The organism is Mesorhizobium sp. M5C.F.Cr.IN.023.01.1.1, assembly GCF_003997585.1.
Taxonomy (GTDB): Bacteria; Pseudomonadota; Alphaproteobacteria; order Rhizobiales; family Rhizobiaceae; genus Mesorhizobium; species Mesorhizobium wenxiniae.
On sequence record NZ_RZSU01000020.1, the window covers coordinates 25860 to 49861 of the forward strand.

Consider the following 24002-nt stretch of genomic DNA (forward strand, 5'->3'; position numbering starts at 1 on the left):
ATCGAAACTCCTTGACCCTGGAGCATTGGCTGCTTTTGCTTAGAATGGAGCGCAAACGGAGTTGGACCACGTGCCCCTTACCAATCGAGACATTGTCGAGCTTACGGCGTGGCGGCGCAAGCTGCACCAGAACCCGGAAATCTCGAATGAAGAAGAGAAGACCGCTGGAGAGGTTGTCGACTTCCTCGCCGATACGAAGCCGGACAAGGTGCTGACCGGATTGGGCGGGCACGGCGTGGCGGCGATATATGAAAGTGGCAAAGAGGGGCCGACGGTCATGTTCCGCTCGGAACTCGATGCCTTGCCGATTGAAGAACTTTCAGGCGTGCCGCATTCATCACTCGTGTCTGGAAAGTCGCATATGTGTGGCCATGACGGACATACCGCGATCCTGGCAGCACTTGGCCGCCAGTTGGGGCGCGAAAAACCTGCCCGCGGCCGCGTAGTGCTGATGTTCCAGCCGGCGGAAGAAACCGGCAATGGCGCGGCTGGCGTCGTCGCCGATCCGCGCTTCGGCGAAATCGCGCCGGATTTCGCTTTCTCATTGCACAATCTGCCCGGTGTGCCGTTCGGTGAAGTGCGGCTCAAACCCGGCGTGGTCAACTGTGCTTCACGCGGTATGCGCATCGTGCTGGAAGGCAAGACCGCGCATTCGTCCATGCCCGAGACCGGCGTTTCGCCGATGATGGCGGTCAGCCAGCTGATGCCGGCACTCCCGGCACTTGGCAGCGGAACTTTTGCCGACGACGACTTCAGCATGGTCACCGTCACCCACGCCGCGATGGGCGAAGCTGTGTTCGGCATCGCGCCCGGCCATGCAGAGGTCTGGGCGACGCTGCGCACCCGGCGCGACGAGCGCATGGCAAACCTGTGCGCCGCCGCTGAATCGCTGGTCACACAGATCGCTAGCCAGCATGGCCTTTCTGCCCGGTGGGACTACCACGAGATATTTGTTGCCAGCGTCAACGCGCCGGACGCGGTAGAGCATCTGCGGCAAGCTCTCGATGAAGAAGGCGTCGCGCACGGAGAAGAAGCCCTGCCGATGCGTGCTTCGGAGGATTTCGGCATGTTCGGCCACGGCGCCTCGTCGGCTATGCTCTTCCTCGGTGCGGGCGAGCGGCACCCTGCGTTGCACAATCCGGACTACGACTTTCCGGACGATCTGATCCCGATCGGGTCGAAAATATTCATGCGTGCGGCGCGCAATCTTCTGGGCTGACCTCATCTTCTGGCAAACCTTGATTTTTGACCCCACAGCGCCGCACCCACCCCTCAAATCGCCAGACTCCCCTGCTCCGCCTTCTCGGCGTTGGGATCGCCCGGCGCCGTCGCCCAGGCCAGCTCCACCAGCGTCACCGTCCGCCGGCCGGCACCGTCGAGCTGGCAGACGATCAGGCCCTGCTCCTCGATGTAGATCAGCAGGCGCCGGGCGCGGCGCAGCGAGTGCGAGCCATAGGCGCGGGCAATCGCCGCGTCGCTCGGGCAGCCCTCCTTCGCCGCGCGGGCGATCATCATGAACACACCCTGCATATCCTCGGGCAGCAGCGACGCGCGGACCGAGACATCCTGCCACCCGTCATCCCCTGCCATATCGGAACCCAAGCCGGCGCGGGCGCGCGTCAGCATGCGGCGGAAGGCGGGCAGGTCCGGTACGACCGAGGCGAGGCCTTCTGTGCGGCAGCGGACCACGAACTCCTGATAAAGTACGCCGATGACACGGAACCCCGCGCCTGGTTGCGCCAGGAGGCGGCTGACGCTGTCGGGACTGCGAGCAGCGCGGCATTCGCGGTCGGCTCCGAAAGCGGGATGCCAAAGAGTCGAGAGGCAGAACCTTGGCCGCCGCTTGAGCAGGCCGTGAGCAGCGATGAAGCGGGTCGGCGCCGGCAAGTCCTCAGCAATGGATAGCTAAGCGGTCGGCCGGAAATAGCCCTTGTCGCGCTTGCCTCGCCGCGAAATATGCCGTCCGTCCGGCCCTCCACAGCATAAATCATCGCGCACGTTCCCCGATCAGCGCGGAAATCAGCGTGGAGCGATCTCTGCGACGAGATCGTTCGTCGTCTTGACCCCAGCCATGAAGCCGGCAGCATTGAATTCGTTCATGACGAAGAAAGCGCCGACGCCGCGTGTCGGTGCAATCGCAACATAGAGAAACATCCCTTGCAGGCCGCCGCTCTTCTGGAGGATGAGCGGGCGATGCTCGTTGGGGAGCATGATGACCCATCCGAGACCCATGGCGTCCATCGGGCCGCCGTCATCCAGCCCCACCACCGACGCGAGCCCGTCCCGGTACAAAAAGGCCGCGTGGTTCACGAGGCGGAACTCGGCGTCGGCCGCGGAAGGCTTGTTGTCGACATGCCAGTTCATCCAGCGCAGCAGGTCGTCCGCGGTCGAGTACAACCCACCCGCGCACTCCATGGCTGTGCTCGTCGGCACGATGGGCATGGCGCTGCCGTCGAAGTTATGGCCCTGCATCAGGCGCGGCTCGTCCTCCGGTCTTGGGTTGAAAACCGTGTCTTTCATGCCGAGGGGATCGAGGACACGCTCCCGAAGAACCTCGGCATAAGGCTTTCCAGAGACATTCGCGAGCGCCGCTCCGAGGAGGTCGTATCCGAAGTTTGAATAGAGAACGGCGGTGCCCGGCGCGAACAGCAGCGGATTGTCCTTGAGGGCTACAATCTGCGCCTCTTTGGTGTTGGTAGAGAAGGGGTCGGAGGGTGGCGCCTCGGCCACTGGCACCTCCCGCGGAAGGCCGGAAGCTTGCGCGACGAGATCGATCAGGCGGAGGGCGCGGCCATCTTTCTCCGGGAGCGTGACGTCCCAGCCAAGGCGATCCTGCAGCCGGTCGGTGAGCTGTACCTTGCCGTCGATCGCGAGCGAGGAAAGCACACTGCCGCAGAACACTTTGCTCACGGACGCGATGCGGAACATTGTGTCGCCGTCGGGCACTTTTTCACTCCCGTCGGCAATCTTGCCGAAACCCGCCAAGGCCGTCTCGCCGTTGCGCACGGCGCCGAAGATCAGGCCAGGCACCTCAGTGGAGAGATACAGGATCGTACCGTTGAACTGCACCGCTTCCGTCAGCAGCTTGTCCTCGGCATGTCCATAAGAGGGAAGGGTGACGGCTGCGATTGCCGTCAAAACGATGGCCATAAGTCGGCGCGATCGAGACAAACGCATCGCCAAAATCCTTTGATAAAGCTGCAGAATAAAATCTTCGGAAAAAGGGCCGGCGCGTAGTATCTTACCATCTCTCCAGAAGCAGGAGATGTCAACAGAGTGAACCGAAGGGGGTAATCGGCGGCGGTAGCGTAGTTTCGGCGGAAATTTGCGCTACAGTCCTGCCGTATTTCTTGTCCTTCGTCAGTTGATCGGGGCTGATCTCTTCATTAGCAAACCGACCCGCGGGTAATTTAGAAGATATATAAAGCGCCGTCGGCAGGAGGGAGTGCTGTAGCATCGAACAACTTACAATAAGCGGATCTGCGTCGCGCCAATTCGTCGTCGTATGATGAAGACCGGGCAGATGAGCTGTGGCGGGCCAGCGAGGCCCTATCTGTGCAAAAAAGACTCGCCGCTGTACCTGCCGCTTGGCAGTGCATCGCCTTGATGCGTGGCATTCCCCTTGCGCACTCGGCCGCCGCCTCACACAGCCAAACGCCCCTGCTCCGCCTCCTCCGAATTAGGATCGCCCGGCGCCGTCGCCCAGGCCAGCTCCACCAGCGTCACCGTCCGCCGCCCCGTCCCGTCTAGCTGGCACACGATCAGCCCCTGCTCCTCGATATAGGTCAGCAGGCGCCGTGCGCGGCGCAGCGAGTGTGAGCCGTAGGCGCGGGCAATCGCCGCGTCGCTCGGGCAGGGCCAGCCCTCCTTCGCCGCGCGGGCGATCATCATGAACACACCCTGCATATCCTCGGGCAGCAGCGAGGCGCGCGCCGAGACATCCTGCCACGCGTCATCCCCGGCCATGTCGGAGCCTAAGCCGGCGCGGGCGCGCGTCAGCATGCGGCGGAAGGCGGGCAGGTCCGGTACGACCGAGGCGAGGCCTTCTATGCGGCAGCGGACCACGAACTCCTGATAAAGCACGCCTATGACACGGAAGCCGGCGTCGGGCTGCGCCAGCACGGCGCGCAGGACCCGGTCCACCCGCTCCCGCCGCTCCGCCAAGTCCTCGGCGCTGATCGGCGGCTCCACCGGTTCGGGGCGGATTTCCAGTGCCGCCGATTTCGCCGCCATCAGCTGGTCGAGCAGGTCCGGCGACGACCGGCGCTGCGGCCGGACAGTTTCCGGCGGCGGCGCAGCCAGGATGATGGCGCGGGCATCCTCCAGTGCTGCTTCCGGCAGCGGCATCAGCCGCGGTGTGCCGTTGCGCGGACTTGTATCGGTCGGACCGATGCGCAAGCTCAGCGGACGGCGCGACAGCGCCGGGCCCAGCGCAATGAATTGCCCGCGCTCCAGGTCGCGAAAAGCCTCGGCCTGTCGCCGCTCCATGCCCAAAAGGTCGGCGGCGCGGGCCATATCAATGTCGAGGAAAGTCCGGCCCATGAGGAAATTGGAAGCCTCGGCGGCGACGTTCTTGGCGAGCTTGGCCAGCCGCTGGGTTGCGATGATCCCGGCCAGCCCGCGTTTGCGGCCACGACACATTAGGTTGGTCATGGCGCCGAGAGAGAGCTTGCGCGCCTCGTCCGAAACCTCGCCCGCCACTGCCGGCGCGAACAGCTGCGCTTCGTCCACCACCACCAGCATCGGGTACCAGTGGTCGCGGGCGACCTCGAAAAGCCCGCCGAGGAAGGCAGCGGCGCGCCGCATCTGGTTCTCGGCGTCGAGCCCCTCGAGATTGAGCACCGTGGAAACGCGATGGATGCGCGCCCGCTCGCCGGCGCTCTGCAGGCCGCGCTCGGTATGCTCCTCGGCATCGATCACCAGATGGCCGAAACGGTCGCCCAGCGAGACGAAGTCGCCTTCGGGGTCGATGATGGTCTGCTGCACCCAGGGGGCACTCTGCTCCAGCAGCCGGCGCAGCAGATGGGATTTGCCCGAGCCCGAATTGCCCTGCACCAGCAGGCGGGTCGCCAGCAGTTCCTCAAGATCCAGTGCCGCCGGGGCGCCCGCGGTCGTGTGGCCCATCTCGATCGCAACGGTCATGTCTCGACTCTCCTGGGGAGAGGGCTTATCAACCGCATCACAGCCCGTCGAGCGCCCTTGGCCGACCGCTCGCTGTTGCGCACAGCTGTACGCTGCACGCGACGTCAGTTCGCCGAGGTAAGCATCACGCGATCATGCGCGAGAGGCTGCCGCCTGATCAGGATGATTGCGGAGAAAGCCAGTATGCCGAGCATGCCGACCGCAGCGGTCAACCAGAGCGATGGTTGGACGCCGATGCCTGCCATCGCCATGGCAAGGGCAAAGGGCGCAAGCGCTGAAGAAAACTGACGCGCGGCCGTCACCCAGCCGAGCCGGGCGCCGTAGCGCTCCCGCCCGAACAGTTCGAGCGGCAGCGTGCCGCCGACGATGCTGGCGAGGCCCGAGCCCAATCCAAACAGGATGACAAAAGCGATGGCTCCAGGCACCGATGGTGTGGTCGCTAGTAGGGCGACAAGGCCGAGCGGGAGCAATGTCGCGCCGATCACCGCCAGCCAGGTCTGTGCCAGCCGGCCGCCGAACAGCATGTTGATCAACCGGCTCGCCACCTGGGACGGCCCGAAAAGCGTGGTGACGACGAGCCCGGCGGAGCCAAGCCCGAGCGCCGTCGTCAGCGGCACCATGTGAACGAGGATCGAGGACAGCACGAAACCCTCGATCGCGAAGCCGCCAAGCATGAGCAGAAACACTCTGCTGCGGTCGCGCGGGGTGAAGGCAGCCGCACCGCCTGTTGACCCCATAGCCGCAGGTGTCGGTGAAGCGCTTTCGTCTGTGCGATGCGACAGCCGCGCCAGCCAGGCATGGATGGGCAGGCAGATGGCGACATTGATGCCGGCAAAGACCAAATAGACCTCGCGCCAGGTCAGGTATTCGTGCAGTGCCGCCGTCAGCGGCCAGAACAGGGTGGAGGCGAAGCCGGCGATCAGCGTCAGATGGGTGATGCTGCGCTGCGCCCTGGCTCCGCCGATCTGGACGATCGCGACGAAAGCGGCGCTGTAAAGCACGAAGGCGGACGCCAGCTCCATCGCCACCAGGGCCAGCACAAAGCTCACCCGGCCGGGTGCTAGCGCGCAAGCGACAAGCGCTGCCGCCGCAGCAAGCGAACCAAAGGTCATCACCCGGCCGGCGCCGAAACGATCGGCCCAGCGCCCGGCTGTCGGCGCAAAAAGCCCACCCGCCAGCAGCGACGCCGACAGAGCGCCGAAAACCCATTGCTCCGGCCAGGCGAACTCGAGCGCGATCGACGGCACCAGGATACTGAAGCTGTAATAGAGCGTGCCGTAGCCGATGATCTGCGTCAGCCCCAACGCCCAGAGCGCGGCAGCCGGGATCTTCCGGTCGCTCATCGAGCGGCGATCTCGAGATCGCCGCTGCGCACTGCTGCGATCGCTTGCGTGCTGCCGCAGCCGCAGCCTGACTTGCCGCTGGCCTTCGCCTTGGCGTCCTCGACACAACAGGCGTCAACAGCAGCCGGCGCCGGCCCGCCGCAGCAACCCTGGGACGACGCGCCTGAAAGTGACGCCGGCACAGTGCAGACGCCGGTCTCGGGCAACACCAGCTGCACGGCATCGGCCGCCGCCATTTCGCCGGCGAGCGCCGCGGCGACCGAGCGGACCTGCTCATAGCCGGTCAGCAGCAGAAAGGTCGGGGCGCGGCCATAGCTTTTGACGCCGACCGTGTAGAAATCGGGCTCGGGGTGGCTGAGTTCGCGATGACCATGCGGCGGGACATCGCCGCATGAGTGCTCGTTGGGATCGATGAGCGGCCCCAGCGCCTTGACGCCTTCAAGCCACGGATCGAGGTCCAGCCGAAGCTCCCGGGTCAAGGTGAGATCAGGGCGCTGCCCCGTCGCGGCGATGATCCTGTCGACGGGGCCGAGCGTGCGCAGCCCATCCTTTGTCTGCCCGTCGACAACGAGACGGCCGTCGACCTCGCGAATGGCAACCGTGGCAAAGCCCGTCACCAACCACAGGCGGCCGCTCTCGGCGAGATGCCGGACATCCGAACCGAGTTCGCCCCGCGCCGGCAGGGCGTCGGCATCGCCGCCGCCATAGATGCGGACAAGGTCGGTGCCGCGCGTCACCCATAGTGCCGAAGTGCCGGGTTCGGTTTGCGCGAGCCTGTCCAGTTCCAGCAAGACGTTGGCGGCGGAATGGCCGGCGCCCACGACCAATGTCGTGCGGCCCGCATAGAGATGACGGTCGCGTCCGAGGACATCCGGTATGCCGTAGGCAATGCGGTTTCCAAATTCCACCTCACCTTCGGCCGGCAAGCCGCCTGCACCGAGCGGGTTCGGCGTTTGCCAGGTGCCGGACGCATCGATCACGGCACGAGCGCTGTCCCGGCGCGTGCCCTCGGTGGTCTCGACCAGAAGCAGGAACGGCCGCGTCTCTCGCGCCTTGCTCAACACCTTGTCGGCTCCCCACCGGGAAATGGCGACAATACGGGCATTGGTCTCGATCGACGGCGCCAGTTCGGAAAGCTTTGCGAGCGGCGCGAGATATTGGTCGACGATCTCATCGGCGGTGGGGAACGCCTCCGGCTCGGGCATTTGCCAGCCGTGGCTCTCGAGAAGTTTTCGGGCGACCGCATCGACACAATAGCGCCACGGCGTAAAGACCCGCACATGACCCCAGTCCAGAAGGTTCGAACCGACCCCGGAACCAGCCTCATAAACCTTGACCGGAAGGCCGCGGCTGACAAGTTGGGCGGCAGCCGCCAGGCCGACCGGTCCACCGCCGATGATGGCGACCGGGTGATTGCTGTTGGGAACCATGATGCACCTTCTATGCTTCTAGGATTATAGAAATATCGCCCAAAAAAGAGTTACGCAGCAGCCTCGCCGACAGCCGGGCCGCATGCGGCATCGGCACAACATTCATCGGCAAGAAAGCCGAGGAGATCGTTCATGACAGGGTAATTGGCACGGCAGATCAAGGTCGTTGCCTGGCGTTCCTGGGTGACCAGGCCGGTCAAGATAAGCCGGTGGAGATGATGCGATAGGGTCGACGCAGCGATGCCGAGGGCTTCCTGCAGATAACCGACCGGTCGTCCGGTTTCGCCTGCCCTCACCAGCGTGCGATAAAGCTTCAGCCGCGTCGGATTGCCGAGCGCCTCGAGCTGTTTTGCTGCTTGTTCGAGTTTCATGGAAATACGCTAGCTCCCGCTGCCGGGTGTCGTCAAGTTCTATTTCCAAGATTATCGAAGAACTGGATTATACCTTCAGACGCGCCGCCCCGACGCATCGATCACCACTTCGCCGTCTTCCTTGGCGAACGGCCCGATATCCGGATTGGGCAGGATGTCGAGAACGGCTTCGGACGGCCGTGCAAGCATGATGCCGAGCGGCGTCACCACGATCGGCCGGTTGATCAGGATCGGATGCGCCAGCATGAAATCGACGATCTCGTCGTCGGTCCATTTGGGATCGCCGAGATTGAGCTCGGCGTACGGCGTACCCTTCTCGCGCAGCAATTCGCGCGGCGTCATCCCCATCGCCTTGATCAGCTCGACCAGCCGTTCGCGCGACGGCGGGTTCTTCAGATACTCGATCACATCAGGCTCTTCGCCGGACTGCCGGATGATGGCGAGCGTGTTGCGCGAGGTGCCGCAGTCGGGGTTGTGGTAGATGGTGATGGTCATTTCGCGGCTCTCATCTGTCTGGTTGGTTTGGGCTCGCTGAGCAGCCATCCTGCCAAGGCCATGGCAAGCAGCGCGCCCAGCAGTTCGGCGACGATGAACGCCGGCAGGTCAACAGGACGGATGCCCGCGAACGTGTTTGAAACCGCTCGCGCAATGGCGACCGCCGGATTGGCGAACGACGTCGATGCGGTGAACCAATAGGCCGCGGTGATGTAGAGGCCGACCAGCCAGGGAATCGCATCCGAACGGAAGCGAAGTCCCGCCAGAATGGTGAAGACCAGGCCGAAGGCGGCCACCAACTCCGCGAGCCATTGTCCGTTTCCGGTCCGCACGGTTTGCGAGATCTGTAGAATCGGCAGTTCAAACATGGCGTGCGCCAGCAGCGTCCCGGCAACGCCGCCGACAAGCTGGGCGATGACATACGCCAGTGCGGCGTTCGCTTCGATTTCACGCCTGAGGGCGAAAACCAGCGTCACCGCCGGATTGAAATGCGCCCCGGAAATCGGTCCGAGTATGGTGATCAACACCACCAAAATCGCTCCAGTCGGCAAGGTGTTGCCGAGCAGGGAAACAGCGACGTCGCCCGTCAGCCTGTCGGCCATGATCCCGGACCCGACAACCGTCGCGACAAGCATTGCCGTGCCGAGCGCTTCCGCGACAATGCGACGGGACAGGTCAATCGCCATATTAGCCGGCCTTCGGTAGATCGCGGCCGATTTCATCCAGCCGTTTCTGCAGGGCGAGCTTGTCGATCGTGTTCATCGGCAGGCTGACGAAGATCGAGATCCGATTGTTGAGCATGCGATAGGCTTCGGCAAAGGCCAGATGTTTTTCGGCGTCGGTGCCTCCCACGGCGGCCGGGTCGGGCACGCCCCAGTGCGCCGTCATCGGCTGTCCCGGCCACACCGGGCAGGATTCATTGGCCGCATTGTCGCAGACGGTAAAAACGAAATTCATCTCGGGCGCGCCGGGAGCCGCGAATTCCTGCCAGTCCTTCGAACGGGCGAAGGACGTGTCGTGGTTCATGGTTTTCAAAAGCTGGAGCGCGTAGGGATGGACCTCTCCCTTCGGGTGCGATCCGGCCGAATAGGCCCTGAACTTGCCGGCGCCGACACGGTTCAGGATCGCTTCGGCGAGGATCGACCTCGCCGAATTGCCGGTGCAGAGAAAAAGCACGTTGTATGGCTCGCTCATGGCGTAGTCCCTTCGTTGCAGGTCACCGCCTGAATGACCGGCTGGCAGAGCTCCGGCGCGCCGTTGCAGCAATCCTCCATGAGATAGGCAAGTAGATCCCGAAAGCCGGTCATATCGGCGACGTAGCGGATCGTCCGGCCGTCGCGCTCGGCACGGACCAGGCCGGCATGGTCGAGGACCTTCAGATGCGCCGACATGGTGTTCTGCACCGTACCGAGGCGCGAGGCGATCTCGCCGGCCGGCACACCGTCTGCGCCCGCCCGGACCAGCAGGCGAAACACCTCGAGCCTGGTGTCCTGGCCAAGCGCTGCCAATGCGAGAAGAGCTGTCGTCTTGTCCATGTATCCTAGAATCCGGAATTATGGATGTATATGGCGGACATATGACAACCGGATGACGCTTGAAAGTCGAAACTCGTCGCCGGACGCGGGCTGCAATGGTCCGCATCCGACTGTCGGCCAACGCTGGCCTATTTATGCCGAACGACCTAATCCAGCTTGAATGTGAAAGGCGCCGCAACAGATGTACCCGCTTTTTCTGGCGGCGGCGCTGGCACTTTGGCACCCTGTAATGCGTCGAGCGCCGCGCGGTCGAGATCCGGATAGCCGGAGGAACGAGCCAGTCGGGCGGATAGAACGCGCCCGGATCCATCGACCGTAAAGGTCACTCGTGGACTACCTTCCTCGCGCCGGGCCTTCGCCGCCCTCGGATAGCGCGTGTGCCGCCTGATCCACGCATGCAACTGCGAGTTCCACTTGGACGAGCTCACACCGGATCTCGAAATTGCTTTGGCCGATTTCGGTGCGGCCGACCTGGCTGCGGGCTTCGCAGCGACGCTGGCGGCGGCTGCTGTCTTCGGCGGAGGTGTTGCCTTTTCTTCTTTCGCAAGCTTTTTGGCCTTCTCGACAGGCTCCTTCGCCTTTGCCTGCTTCTTTGGCTTGGTCTCGACGGGTGCGTCGACCGGTTTCGGCTGCGGCAGCGGGATGACCACTTCCGGCGTGACGGCCTCGGCAACGTCCGGCACGACCTCCTCGAGCGGCGGCTGGTCGACCCGCTCCGCCATGGTCGGCGGGGTGGGCTCGACTGTGTCGGCCGGAGCGGTTTCCGACGGCTCGGCGACCGGCTCTGCCGGCTCGACGGACGGTTCGGGCGCAGGCTCCGTTTCGGCTACGGGCTCCTCGGCCGGATCCGGCTGATCGGGCGCCACCTCGTCCGGTATCGGGGCCGGCATGGCTGGCGTGAACGCCATCGGCGACAACTCGATCACCTGCGCCTGCGGCGGCCCGCCATCGGGCTCGGCCGGGCGCCAGCTCTGCATCGCATAACCGATCGCGGCATGCGCCACCAGAACCAGCGCAGCCGCGCCCGCCCACCAGGCAATCTCGCGCACGCCGAAACGCCGCTGATCGGCCATCGGCATGGCGGCCGCCGGCGACATCATTGGCCCGTTCCGACTTGCGGCGCCGCGGCATCGCCGGGCGCGGTCTCGAGACCGACCAGCGCGATCTTCAGATAGCCGGCGCCGCGCAAAAGGTTCATCGCCTCCATCAGATCGCCATAGCCGACCGCCTTGTCGGCGCGCAGGAAGATGCGCGTCTGTCTGTCGCCTTTTGTCCTGCCGACGAGCGTGGCGGCGAAGGCTTCGCGCGGCACGGTGTCGTTGCCGATCGCCAGGCTGAGATCGTCTTTCAGCGTCAGGAACAGCGGCGTCTCCGGCCGGGGAGCCGGCGTCGCCGTCGAGCCCGGCAGGTCGACATTGACATCCACCGTCGCCAGCGGCGCCGCGACCATGAAGATGATCAGCAGGACCAGGATCACATCGATGAACGGCGTGACGTTGATCTCATGGTTTTCCGCAAGATCGCCGTCGATGTTCTCTCGAATTCTAGCTGCCATGGCGTCGCTCCGTGTTCATTCCGCGGCCATCTGCTTTGCCGGCGCGACCGTGCGGAAATCCAGATCCCGGCTGACCAGCCGTTCGACCCCTGCCGACGCGTCAGCGAGGATCTGCCTGTAGCCGGCTATCGATCGCGCGAAGACGTTGTAGATGACCACCGCCGGGATCGCCGCGACAAGGCCCATCGCGGTGGCCAGCAAGGCTTCCGCGATTCCCGGTGCAACGACAGCGAGATTGGTGGTCTGTGCCTGCGAGATGCCGATGAAGGCGTTCATGATGCCCCAGACCGTGCCGAAAAGGCCGACAAAGGGCGCGGTCGAGCCGATCGTCGCCAGCACGCCGGTGCCGCGCGACATGCGCCGCGCCGCCGCCGCCTCGATGCGCGCCAGGCGCGAGGTGACCCGTTCCTTCAGCCCGTCGCCGGACACGTGGTCGAGCGAGCCGGCCGAAAGTGCTGCCTCTTCCTCGGCTGCCCGCACCAGCAGGGCGCCGGGACCGCTATTGTGGCCAAGCGCGCGCCCGGCCTGATTCAGCGTGGCGGCATTGCCGATCGCTTGTGCCGCGCGGCGGGCGCGCAGCTTGCCGCCAAGGATCTCCAGCGATTTGGCCAGCCATATCGTCCAGGTGACGAAGGACGCAAAAGCCAGCCCGATCATCACCGCTTTCACGACGATGTCGGCCGCAATGAACATCCCCCATGGCGACAGATCATGCGGTAGCGTCAAAGACGTCGCCGTCGAAGGACCAGTCTCGATAGGCGTGGTCTCGGTGGGCGTTGTCACGCCAGGCTGCGCCGGTCGCACGACCGCGTCCGGCGCAGCCTCCCCGGGCGCGGGAGCCGGTGCCTCGATCGCCGGGACTGCGCCCGGTTGCTCCTGGGCGGCCGCGCCGCCAGCCGACAGGATGACGGATGCGAGCAAGGCCGCGAACAAACCATGTCTGGACAAGGGCTTCTTCCTTATTCTCACAGTGGTCTCATTGCACATAGCCGATGGGTTGGCCGGTGACGGGGTGCGCAAACACGCCCATCTCGACACCGAAAATTCCTTTGAGCACGTCGCCCTGCATGATCTGGTCCGGCGTGCCGCGCGTCAGCAGCCTGCCGTCCTTCAGTGCGATCAATTCGTCGCAGTAGCGCGCCGCCATGTTGGGATCGTGCAGCACGATGACGACGCACAGGTCGCGTTTGCGGCTGAGGTCCCTGACCAGCCCCAGCACTTCGACCTGATGGGCGATGTCGAGCGCCGAGATCGGCTCGTCGAGCAGCATGACGCCGGCATTCTGCGCCACCAGCATCGCCAGCCACGCGCGCTGGCGCTCGCCGCCGGACAATTCGTCCACCAGCCGGTCGGCAAAATCCGCCATATCGGTCAGGACAAGCGCCTCGTCGACATGGCGCCTGTCCTCATACCCGAAACGGCCGAGCGCGCCATGCCAGGGATAGCGCCCGAGCGTTGCCAGTTCGCGCACGGTCAGGCCGGTCGCCACCGGTGTCGTCTGCGGCAGATAGCCCAGCGCGCGGGCAAGTTCGCGCGCGCCCCACTGCACCAGCGGCCGCTGCGCGAAGGTGATGCCGCCCGAGCTTGCCGGCTGCTGGCGCGCCAGGAGCTTGATCAGCGTCGACTTGCCCGAGCCGTTGTGCCCGATCAGGCCGTAGACGCGCGAACGTTGTAGTTCGAGTGTAACCGGCCCGAGCAGCGTCCGCTCGCCGACAGCGAAACGCACCGCTTCGACATGGAAGGCAGTCTGGGCGTGAATTCCTGCCACGGTCTCGGCCTCTCTCCAGCTTTGCGCGCGCATTTCGAAATCCGGTTTTCGGCAATCCGGTTTTCGGCACCGGTGCCCGGTTGACTATGAAACATGAGTTTACTAGTCAACAATGAAGATGACCTTTTGAGTCAACAAAATGTCGTGACGCGCCGGATTTGCGTCGAAATTCGAAAATTTGGAGCGCGCCGAGATGGTCGTTGGTTCAGGTCGCGGAACAACTCAAGATGAAGTGACTGCGCGCCGAAGCCTGCTGATCGCGGCGATGTCGCTGCCGGTGCTGCTTGGCGGCGGCCACGCCGTCGCGCAGGAGGCGACCACCACTCTCGACCCGATCAACATTCAGGAACGCGTCGAAAGCGCCTTTGGGACGGTCGACGGCTATGTCGCCTCCCAGGGCTCCACCGCCACCAAGACCGACACACCGTTGATCGAGACGCCGCAGTCGATATCGGTCATCACCAAAGACCAGATGGAAGCGCAGGCGGTGGACAGCCTGAATAGCGCGCTGCGTTATGCGCCAGGCGCAAGCGGCAATCTCTACGGCACCGACAATCGTGGCCACGGCTTGCAGATGCGCGGCATTTCGAACTCCAGCGGCGTCTTCTACAAGGACGGGCTGCAGCTCAAGGAGAGCAATTTCACGCTGTTCACGGCGCTCGATTCCTACGGCGCCGAACGCTACGAAATCCTGCGCGGGCCGGCGTCGGTTCTCTACGGCCAGGCAAGTCCTGGCGGCATCATCAACTATGTCAGCAAGCGCCCGACCGAGGAGACCCTCCGCGAGGTCGAACTCGGCGCCGGAAGCTTCGACCGCTATGAAGGAAAGTTCGACTTCAGTGGGGCTGTCAACGCCGACAAGTCGCTGCTGTTCCGCCTCACCGGCGCCGCGCACACCGGGGATACGCAGACAGACTTCGTCGAGGACGACCGCATCTTCATCGCGCCGGCGCTCACCTGGCAGCCCGATGCCGATACCAGCCTGACCATCCTCGCCAACTATCAGCGCGACCGGTCCGGGTGGGCGATGCAGTACCTGCCGGCATACGGCACGATCAGGCCGGGCAGAGACGGCAAATATCTGCCGAACAGTATGTTCGTCGGCGAACCGGACTTCGACACCTACAACAACGACCAGGCGTCGATCGGCTACGAATTCGATCACCGCTTCGACGAGACATGGCAGGTTCGCCAGCATGCCCGCTACGTCTATCTGAAGCACTATGAGGAAGGCGTCTTCGGCGGCGGGCTTCTGAATGATGAGGGCGACTATTCCCGCTATGCCGATGCCGGCGGCACCAGGCTCAGCGGCGTGACCATCGACAACCAGGCGCAGGCCGATTTCGAAACCGGGCCGCTCGCCCACACGCTGCTCGTTGGCCTCGACTACAAGCGCTACACCTACCGCGACTATGCCGCCAGCAACGATATGATCGGCGATGATTTCAATATTTTCGACCCGGTCTATGGCTACCCGGTCGGCGAAATGACGCCCTATACAGATACCGACACCACCCAATCGCAGGTCGGCCTCTACGCGCAGGACCAGATCAAGCTGGGCAACTGGCGGCTGACGCTGGGCGGCCGCCAGGACTGGGCCGACGCGAAAGTCCACGACAATCTGACCGGCGCTTTCGATCCGCGCCAGAAGGACGATGCCTTCACCAGCCGCGCCGGTCTGCTTTATCTCGCCGACAACGGCCTTGCTCCCTATGTCAGCTATTCCGAATCGTTCCAGCCGGTGTCCGGCCCCGACAGCAACGGCAATCCGCTCGTGCCCGAAACCGGCAAGCAGTACGAGGTCGGCCTGAAATACCAGCCGGTTGGCTGGAATTCCTTCGTCACCGTTTCGGCCTTCGACCTGACCCGGCAGAATGTCGTGCGCTACGGCGGTGTTGGCGCGCCCAACGACATCTTCCAGACCGGCGAGATCCGCTCGCGCGGCATCGAGCTGGAAGGCGTCGCGAGCCTTGATTCGGGCTTCGATTTCCGGGCGGCCTATACCTGGCTCGACACCGAGATAACCAGCCCGACCAGCATCAACGAGGATGGAACGAGCAACCAGGGCAACACGCCTTTCGGCGTGCCCGAACACGCGGCCTCGCTGTGGGCAAACTACACAGTCGGCAGCGGCAGATTGGAGGGCCTCGGGCTCGGTGCCGGTATCCGCTATGTCGGCTCGACCTATGGCGACGATGCCAACACTTTCAAGGTGCCGGCAGTCACACTTGTCGACGCCGCGCTCCACTACAAATGGCAGAATGCTCAGTTGAACCTCAATGTCAGCAATCTGTTCGACAAGCGCTATGTCGCCTCCTGTTTCGCGGAAAGCTTCGGCTGCTTTTATGGCGAGGGTCGCCGGATCAAGGGTTCGGTGAAGTACACATGGTGACCCTCGCGTGCAGGCCCGGACCCAATTGGCACCACTGACGCGGCGCCGGTGCCTTGCCGGCCTGGCCGCGACGAGCCTCGGTCTGCGCGGCAGCCCGGCGCGTGCGGCAAGGCCGCCGCGGATCGCCTGCCTCGAATGGACCTCGGCCGAGATGGTCATCTCGCTCGGGATCGGGCCGGTCGCGGTCGCCGACACCAAGGGCTACCGCGACTGGGTCGCGGGTCCGGCTCTTCCCGCCGGCTGCATCGATCTCGGCTCGCGCGGCGAGCCCAATCTCGAACTGCTGCTGGAACTCAAGCCCGACCTTATCATCGGCGCCTATGGGTACGGGTTGGACGAAGCTCCGTTCAAGCGGATCGCGCCACTACACACCGTGCCCTTCTACGATGGTACTGAAGCGCCTTATCGCCAGGCCGAAATTGAAACGCTGGAACTCGGCTTGCAACTTGACCGGGAGGCTGAAGCGCACCGGCTTATCCAGGAGACGGCGGCGGCAATCGCCCAGATCAGGGCACAATTTTCAGAGCGGGCAAAGCAGCCGCTCGCTGTGGTCAGCATGTTCGACGACCGTCACGTCCGCGTCTACGGCAAGGGCAGTCTGTTCCAGGACGTGCTCGACAGGTTGCGCCTCACCAATGCCTGGACGGCGCCGACCGATAGCTGGGGCTTTTCCATCCTGGGCATCGAAGAGTTGGTTGCGATCGGCAAGGCTCGCGTAATTTCTCTCGATCCGATTCCCCCGCATGTGAAGATCCGGATTAACCAGAGCAGCCTCTGGGCGAACCTTCCTTGCGTCAAAGCCGGCAACGTCAGGACAATCCCGCCGGTATGGCCGTTCGGCGGGCTTGCCGCCGCTGCCCGTTTTGCGACGTTTGTGGCCCGGGCATGACCATCATGCAGTCCACGGCCGGCCATCGTGCTCGTTTGACGGGGGGGATGCTCGTCGCCCTCGTCGGCGTGCCGGCGGTGCTCGCCGGATATCTCACCGCTGCCGGGCTTTTGCGCCTGTTGCCCGCCGACATGTGGTGGCAGTCGCTCGGAGCGACGGATCCTGCCGATCCGCGGCAGCTGCTTTACCGGCATGCCTTTCTGCCGCGTCTGGCGATCAGTCTGCTGGCCGGCGCGGCGCTCGGCCTGACCGGCACGCTGCTCCAGCAAGTGCTGCGCAATCCGCTCGCCGAGCCGACGACCATAGGCACCAATGCAGGCGCGACCGTCGCCCTGACGATCGCCACACTCTACGCGCCGTGGCTGCTGGAGCAAGGTCGCGAATGGGTGGCGCTCGCCGGCGGCGCCCTGTCGACGCTGGCGGTTTTGGCTCTGGCCCAGGGCCGGCGCTTCTCGCCGGTCGCGCTCATCATTTCCGGCCTGGTGGTCAGCCTCACATGCAGTTCAGCGAGCGCCCTGCTGATGGCGGCCAACCGCGAGTATTCCGAGGAACTGTTCATCTGGCAGAGCGGTTCGCTGATCCAGAACGGCGACGCCGTGGTGCTCGGGTTCGCGCCATGGCTCGCGCTGGCCGGCATTGCTGCCTTCCTTCTGCTCCGGCCGCTGCGGCTTCTGGACCTGAGCGACGAGGGAGCGGAAAGCCTCGGGGCGAAACCCGTGGTGACACGGCTGGCCGGGATGACTGTCGCCGTCGCGCTGAGCAGCATGGTGGTCGCAGCCGTGGGCGTTATCAGCTTTGTGGCGCTTGCGGCGCCGGCGCTGGTCAGGCTCGCCGGCGCACGGACATTGCGCCAGCGCATGATCTGGGCGTCCCTGGCGGGTGCCACGCTGTTGTGGCTGACCGACCGACTGGTGCAGGTCATGCCGTTTACCTCCGAAATTCCGGCAGGCGTGGCGACCGCTTTCCTCGGTGCGCCGCTGCTGTTTCTTCTCCTGCCGAAATTGCGCATCAATCCGGATCGGGACGGCGCCATGCTGTCTTCCGTGCGCAGGCGAAGCGAGTGGGCCTATCTGCTGGCCGGCCTCCTCGCGATGGCGCTTCTTCTCTGCGCCGCGCTTGTTGTCGGGCGAGGCGCGGCCGGCTGGCACCTAGCCCCGGTCGCCGAACTTGCCGACCTCCTGCCGCTCAGGGCGCCTCGCATCGTCGTCGCGGTTTCCGCTGGTATGATGCTAGGCGTGGTCGGCACGCTGATGCAGAGGATGACCGGCAATCCGATGGCGGCGCCCGAGGTGCTGGGTGTTTCGGGCGGCGCCTCGCTAGGCATCCTGCTGCTCTTCGTCGCGACTCCGACCGTCAACCGCCCGGCAATGATCGCGGCCGGTCTCGTCGGGGCTCTGGCCAGCCTGGCGATGATTTGGCAGACCGGCCGCAGGCAGCCCATCGCGAATGATCGGTTGCTGCTTTCCGGTGTCGCGGTGGCGACGATGGCGTCGGCATTCTCGGCGGTGATGCTCGCCAGCGGCGATCCTCGGCTCGATACGCTCATCGGCTGGCTATCCGGCTCCACCTACCGGGCCACCGCCAGCGATGCCATAATCGCCGCTGTGACGACGACTGCTCTGCTGGCCATCGTGCCCCTCACAATCCGCTGGCTGGAAATCCTGCCGCTTGGAGAAGCCGCCTCGCGCGGGCTCGGGCTTAGCCTCTTTCGCGTGCGGGCCATCCTCCTGGTGCTTATTTCGGTGCCGACGACAATAGCTACGCTGGTCATCGGGCCGCTGAGCTTCGTCGGATTGATGGCGCCGCACCTGGCCCGCATGCTCGGCCTTCAACGCGCCTTCCCGCAGCTTTTCGCATCCGCGATGCTTGGCGGTATGATCCTTGTTTCGGCCGACTGGGCCGGCCGGATGCTCATTTTCCCATGGCAGATTCCGGCGGGTTTGCTGGCTGCTCTGGTCGGAGGGCCTTATTTCATGGTGCTGATGTGGAAAGGCCGGCAATGAGCGGCACCGCCAAGTGCTTCGGGCTGGCGGCCACAATGCGCATTGTCCTGCCACGCTCAGCCGGCGCGTGCTTCCCGGATCACGCGAGACGCAAACGCGCCGGGCTGAGGGGCATCGGTTTCGCGGCGCGCCAGAGCGTTGCGCAGCAGCGCGATAGTTTCGCGGCCAGCCATTGCGATCTCGCGCGGCCTGTCGATGCCGACGATCATGAATTCCTCGATTCCCAGGGTCGCATAAGGAAGCAGCGACAACGCGACCTGCGCCGGCGGCCCGGCAATTTCGACCGCCTTTTGGCCGGAGACAGCGGCATTGTCCTCCGAACGGATCCGGACGGGAAGCGCGAAACGCAGCTTGTGGGCCCGGCCGTGTTCGGCGGCGGCACTGCGCACCCGCTCCATCAGCTGCCGGATCTCGTCGAGCGAACCCGGCGCCAGTTCAAAGACATCGGCATGCCGCCCGGCGACCCTGAGCGCCGTTCCGGACTGTCCGCCCATGCGGATGGCCATCTCGGCGCTATGCGGTCCCTTGCGCGGCACATAGCCGCCCCTGACGCTGTAGAAGGCGCCTTCATGATCGAACGGCCTGTCGTTCGACCACAACCGCTTCAGCAGCACCAGATATTCGTCGATCCGCTGCCAGATGAGCGTGTGGCCGACCGCACGTGCCTCGGCATCGTCGTCGTTGAGCGGCTCGCTGAGCATCCTGAGCGACAACCGCCCGCCGCTTTTTGCGTCGAGGGCCGCCAATTGCCGTGCCGCCGCCGCCGGCTCGATAACGCCCGCCCAATGCGTGAGAACGACCTCAAGCGATGAGGTGCGGTCAAGCGCCCGGGCGGCAATATCCATATTGGTCAGCAGCCCGCCCGGATCGTCGACGATGATCTTTTGGAAGCCGACGTCCTCGATCAGCGACAGCTTTGACGCGGTTTCCGCGAAATCGTTGAAAAACGGCACGGTTAGGTCGGCGGGGTGAGTTTTACCGGGAACATGCGTGAACTCGATCGGCATTGCCATCTCCTCCATCACGTTGAGATCAGGGCGCGCAGAAGCACACCGGCATTCGGTTCATTCAACTCCGATATTGCGAAACGGCAGATCGCTATCCCTGTAAGTCAGGACCCGATCACTCAGGGCTCCATGATCAGGGAATAAGACCCAGAACGACTGCCCCGGTGAACACGAACGCAAGGGCAAAGACGAGATAGGCAAAGGCGCCCGCATAGGCCGGCCGCCAAGTCTGTTCAGAACCAAGCCTTTGGCCTTTGCGGGCAGTCCGGGCGTTCTGGAAATAGGACATATCGACCTCCGTCTCAGCGGTTAATCTATAAAATCAGTAGACTTTGTCGAGTGCTATTTTCCAGCGATCCTTGGAATGTTTTTCTCCAACCGGATGACAATTTGGTTTGTTTGCTGCTTAGCTCGGCACGTCCGGGGCCGATCGGCCCGATGGCAAAACGCCGGGCTCATGCGGGCGGAGGGACAGGGATTGCGGAGCGGCCGCCTATTTGCTGGGCGGCCTGTAAGCTTCCAGACCGAATAGCATCAGCACGAGCGACACCAGGAAGAACCCAACCGCCACGCCGAGCGCGATCCGGGCGTAGAGTCTATAAACGTCGCTCATGATGGTGCCGAACACCCGTCGCGCCGGGGCATCGGCTGGGCGCGATTTCTCGTCAAGGTAGAGCCAGACTTCGGTGTGCTTGGGATTCTTGCTGGCTGCGGTCGTGGCTTTCCACATCAGTGCCAAAACCATGGTCAGCGTGAGGAACGCGCCGGAGCGGAAGGCGGACACCGGGCTGAAGGAGAAGCCGACCATGACACAGCCGATGGCAAGCGATCCGAACATCACGGCGCGCCCGATGCACTCCACAGCAACCCGCCTGATCTCATCCATCGGCCGCCTCGGCAACAAACTGGCCGACAATGTGCGAGCGCTGCGACCGGATCAAATCACGTTAAGGCGAATGTGCCGCCTGGACGGGTGTACCTTCGGGATTCAGTAATAGACGTGCAGGGCGCGTAGCTCTCCGGCGCATCTTTGCGAACGCCATAGCCTGAAATTCGGCCATCGACGCGGCCCGCCGGCGCGCTCTATGCTGCAGGGCGAGCAGGATCGACCTTTCCGGCATCGACAGAGTACTGTCTCGGCAAGCCGGGACATCCGGCAGAGGAAGGTTATCGGCTATGCCGAAAGGGACGAAACTAAAGCCGGCGACCGGCGCGACACCGCTGATAGCAATTGCGGCCGCCGCCGTTGACACCGAAACAACCGGGCCCGACGCCACCAAGGCGCGCGTGGTCCAGATTGGCGCGATCGGCATCGCCCATGGCAAGGTCGTCCGGGAATCTGAGCTCGCTCTCCTGATCGATCCCGGTGAAGCAATCCCGCCTGAGGCCTCGCTAGTCCACGGCATCACGGATGCCGATGTTGACGGAGCCGGGAGCTTCCCGGATGCATGGGCGCAATTCCAGGAGTTCGTCGGGGATCGCATCCTCGTCGGCCACTCGATCGGCTTCGACCTGGCGGTATTGGAGCGCGAATGCCGACGCGCCAGTTTGCCCTGGGCAAAGCCTCGGGCGCTGTGCGTCCGGCTTCTTGCAACCATAGCAAATCCCAATCTGGCGGACCATTCGCTGGAGACGATCGCCGCCTGGCTTCGCCTGGAGATAGCTGGCCGCCATTCGGCTCTGGGCGATGCGATCGCGGCGGGAGACATCTTTGCCGGGTTGATACCGGAGTTGCGCAAGCGCAACATCCGAACACTCGGAGAGGCCGAAGTCGCCTGCCTTGCCCTTTCGGATGCTCTCGAAGCCGGCCATCGCGCGGGCTGGGCCGAGCCGGTGTCGCGACCCCAGGCTCCCGCGTTTCAGCCGGTTGATCCCTATGCCTATCGCCATCGCGTCGGCAGCCTCATGAGCAGCCCGCCAGTCGTGGTGAAGTCGACCAAACCGACAAGGCAGGTCATCGACCTCATGGTCAAGCGCAAGATCAGCTCGGTCCTGGTGTCCGACGGAGGAACGCCGGATCGACCGATTGAGGAGTATGGCATCGTTACCGAGCGTGACCTGCTGCGCCGCATATCGTCCGACGCCGAGCGGGCTTTTGACATGCCGGTCGGAAGCATCGCAACGCGACCGCTGATAAGCATCCGCGCCGCCGCCTTCGCTTATCGGGCGATCGGCCGCATGGATCGGCTGAAAGTCCGCCACCTCGCCGTCCGCGACGCCGAGGGCGTGCCGGTCGGCGTGCTTTCGGCGCGTGACCTGCTGAGGCTTCGCGCCGCCGCTGCCATCGATCTCGACGACACGATCGAACATGCCAAGGACGCCGCCGAACTGGCGGCCACCTGGTCGATGCTGCCGGGCGTGGTTCGTTCGCTCATCGGCGAAGCAATCGACCCGCGCGTGGTGGCGGAAATTATCAGCGATGAACTTTGCTCGCTTACCCGCCGCGCCGCCGTGCTTGCCGAACAACAGATGCAGATCGAAGGTCACGGCCCGCCGCCCTGCGTCTACGCCGTGCTCGTGCTCGGCTCGGGCGGCCGTGGCGAAAGCCTGATGGCCCCCGACCAGGACAACGCAATCGTCTTCGCAGATGGCGAGCCGGGCGGGGCCGAAGACAGCTGGTTCAAAAATCTCGGGACCAAGCTCGCCGACATGCTCGACGCCTCCGGCGTACCGTACTGCAAAGGCGGGGTAATGGCCGCGAACGCCGCATTCCGCGGAAGCCTCGGCACCTGGAAGGGGCGCGTCGAAGATTGGGTTCGCCGCCTACGGCCGGAGGACCTGCTCAACGTCGATATCGTCTACGATCTGCGGCCGGTCCACGGCGACACGACGTTGGCCGCGCAGTTCATCGAATATGCGTATGACCGTGGCCACGCCGAGCCGGTATTCGCGAAGCTTCTCGGCGAGCAGATGACGACCGGCAATCCCTTCACTGTTTTTGGCGGCTTTCAGCTTGAAAATGGCCGGCTGGACATCAAGAAGTATGGCCTTTTTCCGATCGTCGTGACCGCACGCACGCTTGCAATTCGCCACGGCATCCGCGAGCGGAGCACGCGTGTCCGGCTCGAGAAACTGATCGCGCAGGATATCGGCGGCGAGCGCGACATGAAGGCGATGCTGGCCGGCCATTCCATGCTGATCGGCTTGCTGCTCGCTCAGCAGACGCATGACATCTACGCCGGTATACCGGTATCTAACCGCATTGAGATCAATGCCCTGACGCGCGAGCAACAATCAGAGCTCAAGAGCCTCATCAAGCGCCTCCAGTCGGCACCCGACCTGGTGCGGGACCTGATGTTCGCATAGCCGGCGACGCTCGGACGGTGCGAGGCCGAACGGGGAGCCCTGGATATCGGCGCGCCGGAACAAAGCTCAGATGCGCGCCGCGCCCAGCAACTCGTCGACGAGGGCGCTGCGGTCAGCCTGCGCAAGGAAATCCTCATGCGCGCGCAGCAGATTCATTCTCAGGAAGTTGAAGATGTAATCGTAGTCGTTGGTCAGGAGGTTGGGGTGGATCGGGACCATCTCGAAAACCGTTCGCGCCAGCGGCTCGGGGATTTCGCGCACCGGCCGCGGCGGACCGATCTGCGTGGCGGCGAGGCGCTGACGGGTGAGCTCGGCGGCGTTCTCCCAGAAAGTCGGGGGCGAGCCCTCCGGAACGGCATATTTGGAGAAGCTTGCCAAGGCCACTTTTTCCAGCGCCGCTGGCAGGCCTCGCTGGCGCAAGCCGGCGGGTTCGCGCAGCGCACCCTCCACCATTTCCGCAACGATGGCATAGCACGCAGGGTAGGCGCGCCAGCGTGAATGGTTGAGCGCCGCCTGGAACTCCTTCTCGCTGAACAGCTTCTGCCAGTAGACCCCTGCCCTGACGCGGCAGAACTCGACGATGCTTTTCTGGGCCAGAAAGGCGGCGCGCGAATCCATGAAGTCAGCCAGATCGTCGACGCTGACGATCGGCTGCGGCTTGCGCAGGAACGCGGGCAATAGGTCGTTCAGCAGGCCCATGACGCTCTCCCTTCGGTTTTGTTTCCAACCGATGTCGACCGTTTAGCCTCCGCGACGCCGCGCCGCC

The 24002-nt window shown here is 64.3% G+C and carries 23 protein-coding genes and 1 pseudogene; 6 read left to right on the forward strand and 18 right to left on the reverse strand.

What is annotated here, in order from left to right; all coding sequences use genetic code 11:
* The first annotated feature begins 70 nt into the window (after positions 1-70).
* The gene (locus EOA78_RS10955; protein ID WP_127315178.1) at positions 71-1219 is read left to right on the forward strand and encodes an amidohydrolase; all 1149 of its coding nucleotides are present in this window, start codon (positions 71-73) and stop codon (positions 1217-1219) included.
* A gap of 53 nt (positions 1220-1272) precedes the next feature.
* Here the strand turns inward: EOA78_RS10955 and EOA78_RS10960 are convergent.
* The 14 genes and pseudogenes from EOA78_RS10960 to EOA78_RS11025 form a co-directional block, all read right to left on the reverse strand.
* Positions 1273-1746 (reverse strand): annotated as a pseudogene (locus tag EOA78_RS10960) (ATP-binding protein); the annotation flags it as partial.
* A 273-nt stretch (positions 1747-2019) separates the two neighbouring features.
* A complete protein-coding gene (gene ampH / locus EOA78_RS10965; protein ID WP_245477464.1) occupies positions 2020-3150 on the reverse strand; it encodes a D-alanyl-D-alanine-carboxypeptidase/endopeptidase AmpH in 1131 nt (376 codons plus the stop codon).
* A 492-nt stretch (positions 3151-3642) separates the two neighbouring features.
* On the reverse strand, positions 3643-5142 hold the full coding sequence (locus EOA78_RS10970) for an ATP-binding protein (protein ID WP_127315180.1): 1500 nt from the start codon (positions 5140-5142) through the stop codon (positions 3643-3645).
* Positions 5143-5246: 104 nt separating this feature from the next.
* Positions 5247-6485, reverse strand: coding sequence for an arsenite efflux MFS transporter ArsK (gene arsK, locus EOA78_RS10975; RefSeq protein WP_127315181.1), 1239 nt, complete (start codon positions 6483-6485; stop codon positions 5247-5249).
* Entirely contained in the window at positions 6482-7915 is a 1434-nt protein-coding gene (locus tag EOA78_RS10980; protein WP_127315182.1) for an FAD-dependent oxidoreductase, read from the reverse strand. Before EOA78_RS10980 ends, arsK begins: the two co-directional genes overlap by 4 nt.
* 50 nt (positions 7916-7965) lie before the next feature.
* A complete protein-coding gene (locus EOA78_RS10985) occupies positions 7966-8286 on the reverse strand; it encodes a metalloregulator ArsR/SmtB family transcription factor (RefSeq protein ID WP_127315183.1) in 321 nt (106 codons plus the stop codon).
* A 75-nt stretch (positions 8287-8361) separates the two neighbouring features.
* Positions 8362-8781 carry an arsenate reductase (glutaredoxin) gene (gene arsC, locus EOA78_RS10990; protein WP_127315184.1) on the reverse strand — a complete coding sequence of 140 codons (420 nt, stop codon included), beginning with the start codon at positions 8779-8781 and terminating at the stop codon, positions 8362-8364.
* Positions 8778-9467: an MIP/aquaporin family protein gene (locus tag EOA78_RS10995; protein WP_127315185.1), complete on the reverse strand. Its 690-nt coding sequence runs from the start codon at positions 9465-9467 to the stop codon at positions 8778-8780. Before EOA78_RS10995 ends, arsC begins: the two co-directional genes overlap by 4 nt.
* Position 9468: 1 nt before the next feature.
* Positions 9469-9975 carry an arsenate reductase ArsC gene (locus tag EOA78_RS11000; protein ID WP_127315186.1) on the reverse strand — a complete coding sequence of 169 codons (507 nt, stop codon included), beginning with the start codon at positions 9973-9975 and terminating at the stop codon, positions 9469-9471.
* A complete protein-coding gene (locus EOA78_RS11005; RefSeq protein ID WP_127315187.1) occupies positions 9972-10316 on the reverse strand; it encodes a helix-turn-helix transcriptional regulator in 345 nt (114 codons plus the stop codon). The genes EOA78_RS11000 and EOA78_RS11005 overlap by 4 nt, the downstream gene beginning before the upstream one ends.
* 146 nt (positions 10317-10462) lie before the next feature.
* Complete coding sequence (locus EOA78_RS11010) at positions 10463-11416, reverse strand: TonB family protein (RefSeq protein ID WP_348628473.1); 954 nt, start codon at positions 11414-11416, stop codon at positions 10463-10465.
* Positions 11413-11871: a TonB system transport protein ExbD gene (exbD, locus tag EOA78_RS11015; RefSeq protein ID WP_127315188.1), complete on the reverse strand. Its 459-nt coding sequence runs from the start codon at positions 11869-11871 to the stop codon at positions 11413-11415. The genes EOA78_RS11010 and exbD overlap by 4 nt, the downstream gene beginning before the upstream one ends.
* A 15-nt stretch (positions 11872-11886) precedes the next feature.
* Positions 11887-12819 carry a tonB-system energizer ExbB gene (gene exbB / locus EOA78_RS11020; RefSeq protein ID WP_127315189.1) on the reverse strand — a complete coding sequence of 311 codons (933 nt, stop codon included), beginning with the start codon at positions 12817-12819 and terminating at the stop codon, positions 11887-11889.
* 28 nt (positions 12820-12847) lie between these two features.
* The gene (locus tag EOA78_RS11025) at positions 12848-13672 is read right to left on the reverse strand and encodes an ATP-binding cassette domain-containing protein (protein ID WP_127315190.1); all 825 of its coding nucleotides are present in this window, start codon (positions 13670-13672) and stop codon (positions 12848-12850) included.
* 199 nt (positions 13673-13871) lie between these two features.
* Between EOA78_RS11025 and EOA78_RS11030 the strand changes: the two genes are divergently transcribed.
* From EOA78_RS11030 to fhuB, 3 genes are read left to right on the forward strand one after another with little or no spacing between them, the layout of a single operon-like run.
* The gene (locus EOA78_RS11030; RefSeq protein ID WP_245477465.1) at positions 13872-16031 is read left to right on the forward strand and encodes a TonB-dependent siderophore receptor; all 2160 of its coding nucleotides are present in this window, start codon (positions 13872-13874) and stop codon (positions 16029-16031) included.
* 7 nt (positions 16032-16038) lie between these two features.
* Positions 16039-16920, forward strand: a complete 882-nt coding sequence (locus EOA78_RS11035; RefSeq protein ID WP_245477466.1) for an ABC transporter substrate-binding protein — start codon at positions 16039-16041, stop codon at positions 16918-16920.
* Between the two features lie 5 nt (positions 16921-16925).
* Positions 16926-18923, forward strand: coding sequence for a Fe(3+)-hydroxamate ABC transporter permease FhuB (gene fhuB, locus EOA78_RS11040; RefSeq protein WP_127315229.1), 1998 nt, complete (start codon positions 16926-16928; stop codon positions 18921-18923).
* A gap of 56 nt (positions 18924-18979) precedes the next feature.
* Here fhuB and EOA78_RS11045 read toward each other — a convergent pair whose 3' ends face one another.
* The 3 genes from EOA78_RS11045 to EOA78_RS11055 all read right to left on the reverse strand — a co-directional run bounded on the left by EOA78_RS11045 (position 18980) and on the right by EOA78_RS11055 (position 20738).
* Complete coding sequence (locus EOA78_RS11045; protein WP_127315192.1) at positions 18980-19930, reverse strand: LLM class flavin-dependent oxidoreductase; 951 nt, start codon at positions 19928-19930, stop codon at positions 18980-18982.
* Positions 19931-20063: 133 nt separating this feature from the next.
* Positions 20064-20219 carry a hypothetical protein gene (locus EOA78_RS11050; RefSeq protein ID WP_127315193.1) on the reverse strand — a complete coding sequence of 52 codons (156 nt, stop codon included), beginning with the start codon at positions 20217-20219 and terminating at the stop codon, positions 20064-20066.
* A gap of 204 nt (positions 20220-20423) precedes the next feature.
* Entirely contained in the window at positions 20424-20738 is a 315-nt protein-coding gene (locus EOA78_RS11055; RefSeq protein ID WP_245477467.1) for a hypothetical protein, read from the reverse strand.
* Here EOA78_RS11055 and EOA78_RS35925 point away from each other — a divergent pair.
* A complete protein-coding gene (locus EOA78_RS35925) occupies positions 20737-20925 on the forward strand; it encodes a hypothetical protein (RefSeq protein ID WP_164783719.1) in 189 nt (62 codons plus the stop codon). The genes EOA78_RS11055 and EOA78_RS35925 overlap by 2 nt on opposite strands.
* A gap of 181 nt (positions 20926-21106) precedes the next feature.
* Positions 21107-23236, forward strand: a complete 2130-nt coding sequence (locus tag EOA78_RS11060; RefSeq protein WP_127315195.1) for a DUF294 nucleotidyltransferase-like domain-containing protein — start codon at positions 21107-21109, stop codon at positions 23234-23236.
* A 66-nt stretch (positions 23237-23302) separates the two neighbouring features.
* On the opposite strand, the gene EOA78_RS11065 is transcribed toward EOA78_RS11060, so the two are convergent.
* The gene (locus EOA78_RS11065) at positions 23303-23935 is read right to left on the reverse strand and encodes a hypothetical protein (protein WP_127315196.1); all 633 of its coding nucleotides are present in this window, start codon (positions 23933-23935) and stop codon (positions 23303-23305) included.
* Positions 23936-24002: the final 67 nt, after the last annotated feature.

What these genes read in the sequence shown, in the direction of transcription:
- EOA78_RS11005 (WP_127315187.1), bottom strand. Translation starts at nt 10,316, where the DNA reads ATGGACAAGACGACAGCTCTTCTCGCATTGGCAGCGCTTGGCCAGGAC.
- fhuB (WP_127315229.1), top strand. Translation starts at nt 16,926, where the DNA reads ATGCAGTCCACGGCCGGCCATCGTGCTCGTTTGACGGGGGGGATGCTC.
- EOA78_RS11010 (WP_348628473.1), bottom strand. Translation starts at nt 11,416, where the DNA reads ATGATGTCGCCGGCGGCCGCCATGCCGATGGCCGATCAGCGGCGTTTC.
- EOA78_RS10980 (WP_127315182.1), bottom strand. Translation starts at nt 7,915, where the DNA reads ATGGTTCCCAACAGCAATCACCCGGTCGCCATCATCGGCGGTGGACCG.
- arsK (WP_127315181.1), bottom strand. Translation starts at nt 6,485, where the DNA reads ATGAGCGACCGGAAGATCCCGGCTGCCGCGCTCTGGGCGTTGGGGCTG.
- ampH (WP_245477464.1), bottom strand. Translation starts at nt 3,150, where the DNA reads ATGGCCATCGTTTTGACGGCAATCGCAGCCGTCACCCTTCCCTCTTAT.
- EOA78_RS11055 (WP_245477467.1), bottom strand. Translation starts at nt 20,738, where the DNA reads ATGGTCGGCTTCTCCTTCAGCCCGGTGTCCGCCTTCCGCTCCGGCGCG.
- EOA78_RS11050 (WP_127315193.1), bottom strand. Translation starts at nt 20,219, where the DNA reads ATGTCCTATTTCCAGAACGCCCGGACTGCCCGCAAAGGCCAAAGGCTT.
- EOA78_RS10985 (WP_127315183.1), bottom strand. Translation starts at nt 8,286, where the DNA reads ATGAAACTCGAACAAGCAGCAAAACAGCTCGAGGCGCTCGGCAATCCG.
- arsC (WP_127315184.1), bottom strand. Translation starts at nt 8,781, where the DNA reads ATGACCATCACCATCTACCACAACCCCGACTGCGGCACCTCGCGCAAC.
- EOA78_RS10970 (WP_127315180.1), bottom strand. Translation starts at nt 5,142, where the DNA reads ATGACCGTTGCGATCGAGATGGGCCACACGACCGCGGGCGCCCCGGCG.
- EOA78_RS11045 (WP_127315192.1), bottom strand. Translation starts at nt 19,930, where the DNA reads ATGCCGATCGAGTTCACGCATGTTCCCGGTAAAACTCACCCCGCCGAC.
- EOA78_RS11060 (WP_127315195.1), top strand. Translation starts at nt 21,107, where the DNA reads ATGCCGAAAGGGACGAAACTAAAGCCGGCGACCGGCGCGACACCGCTG.
- exbD (WP_127315188.1), bottom strand. Translation starts at nt 11,871, where the DNA reads ATGGCAGCTAGAATTCGAGAGAACATCGACGGCGATCTTGCGGAAAAC.
- EOA78_RS11000 (WP_127315186.1), bottom strand. Translation starts at nt 9,975, where the DNA reads ATGAGCGAGCCATACAACGTGCTTTTTCTCTGCACCGGCAATTCGGCG.
- EOA78_RS11025 (WP_127315190.1), bottom strand. Translation starts at nt 13,672, where the DNA reads ATGCGCGCGCAAAGCTGGAGAGAGGCCGAGACCGTGGCAGGAATTCAC.
- EOA78_RS11065 (WP_127315196.1), bottom strand. Translation starts at nt 23,935, where the DNA reads ATGGGCCTGCTGAACGACCTATTGCCCGCGTTCCTGCGCAAGCCGCAG.
- EOA78_RS35925 (WP_164783719.1), top strand. Translation starts at nt 20,737, where the DNA reads ATGACACAGCCGATGGCAAGCGATCCGAACATCACGGCGCGCCCGATG.
- EOA78_RS10995 (WP_127315185.1), bottom strand. Translation starts at nt 9,467, where the DNA reads ATGGCGATTGACCTGTCCCGTCGCATTGTCGCGGAAGCGCTCGGCACG.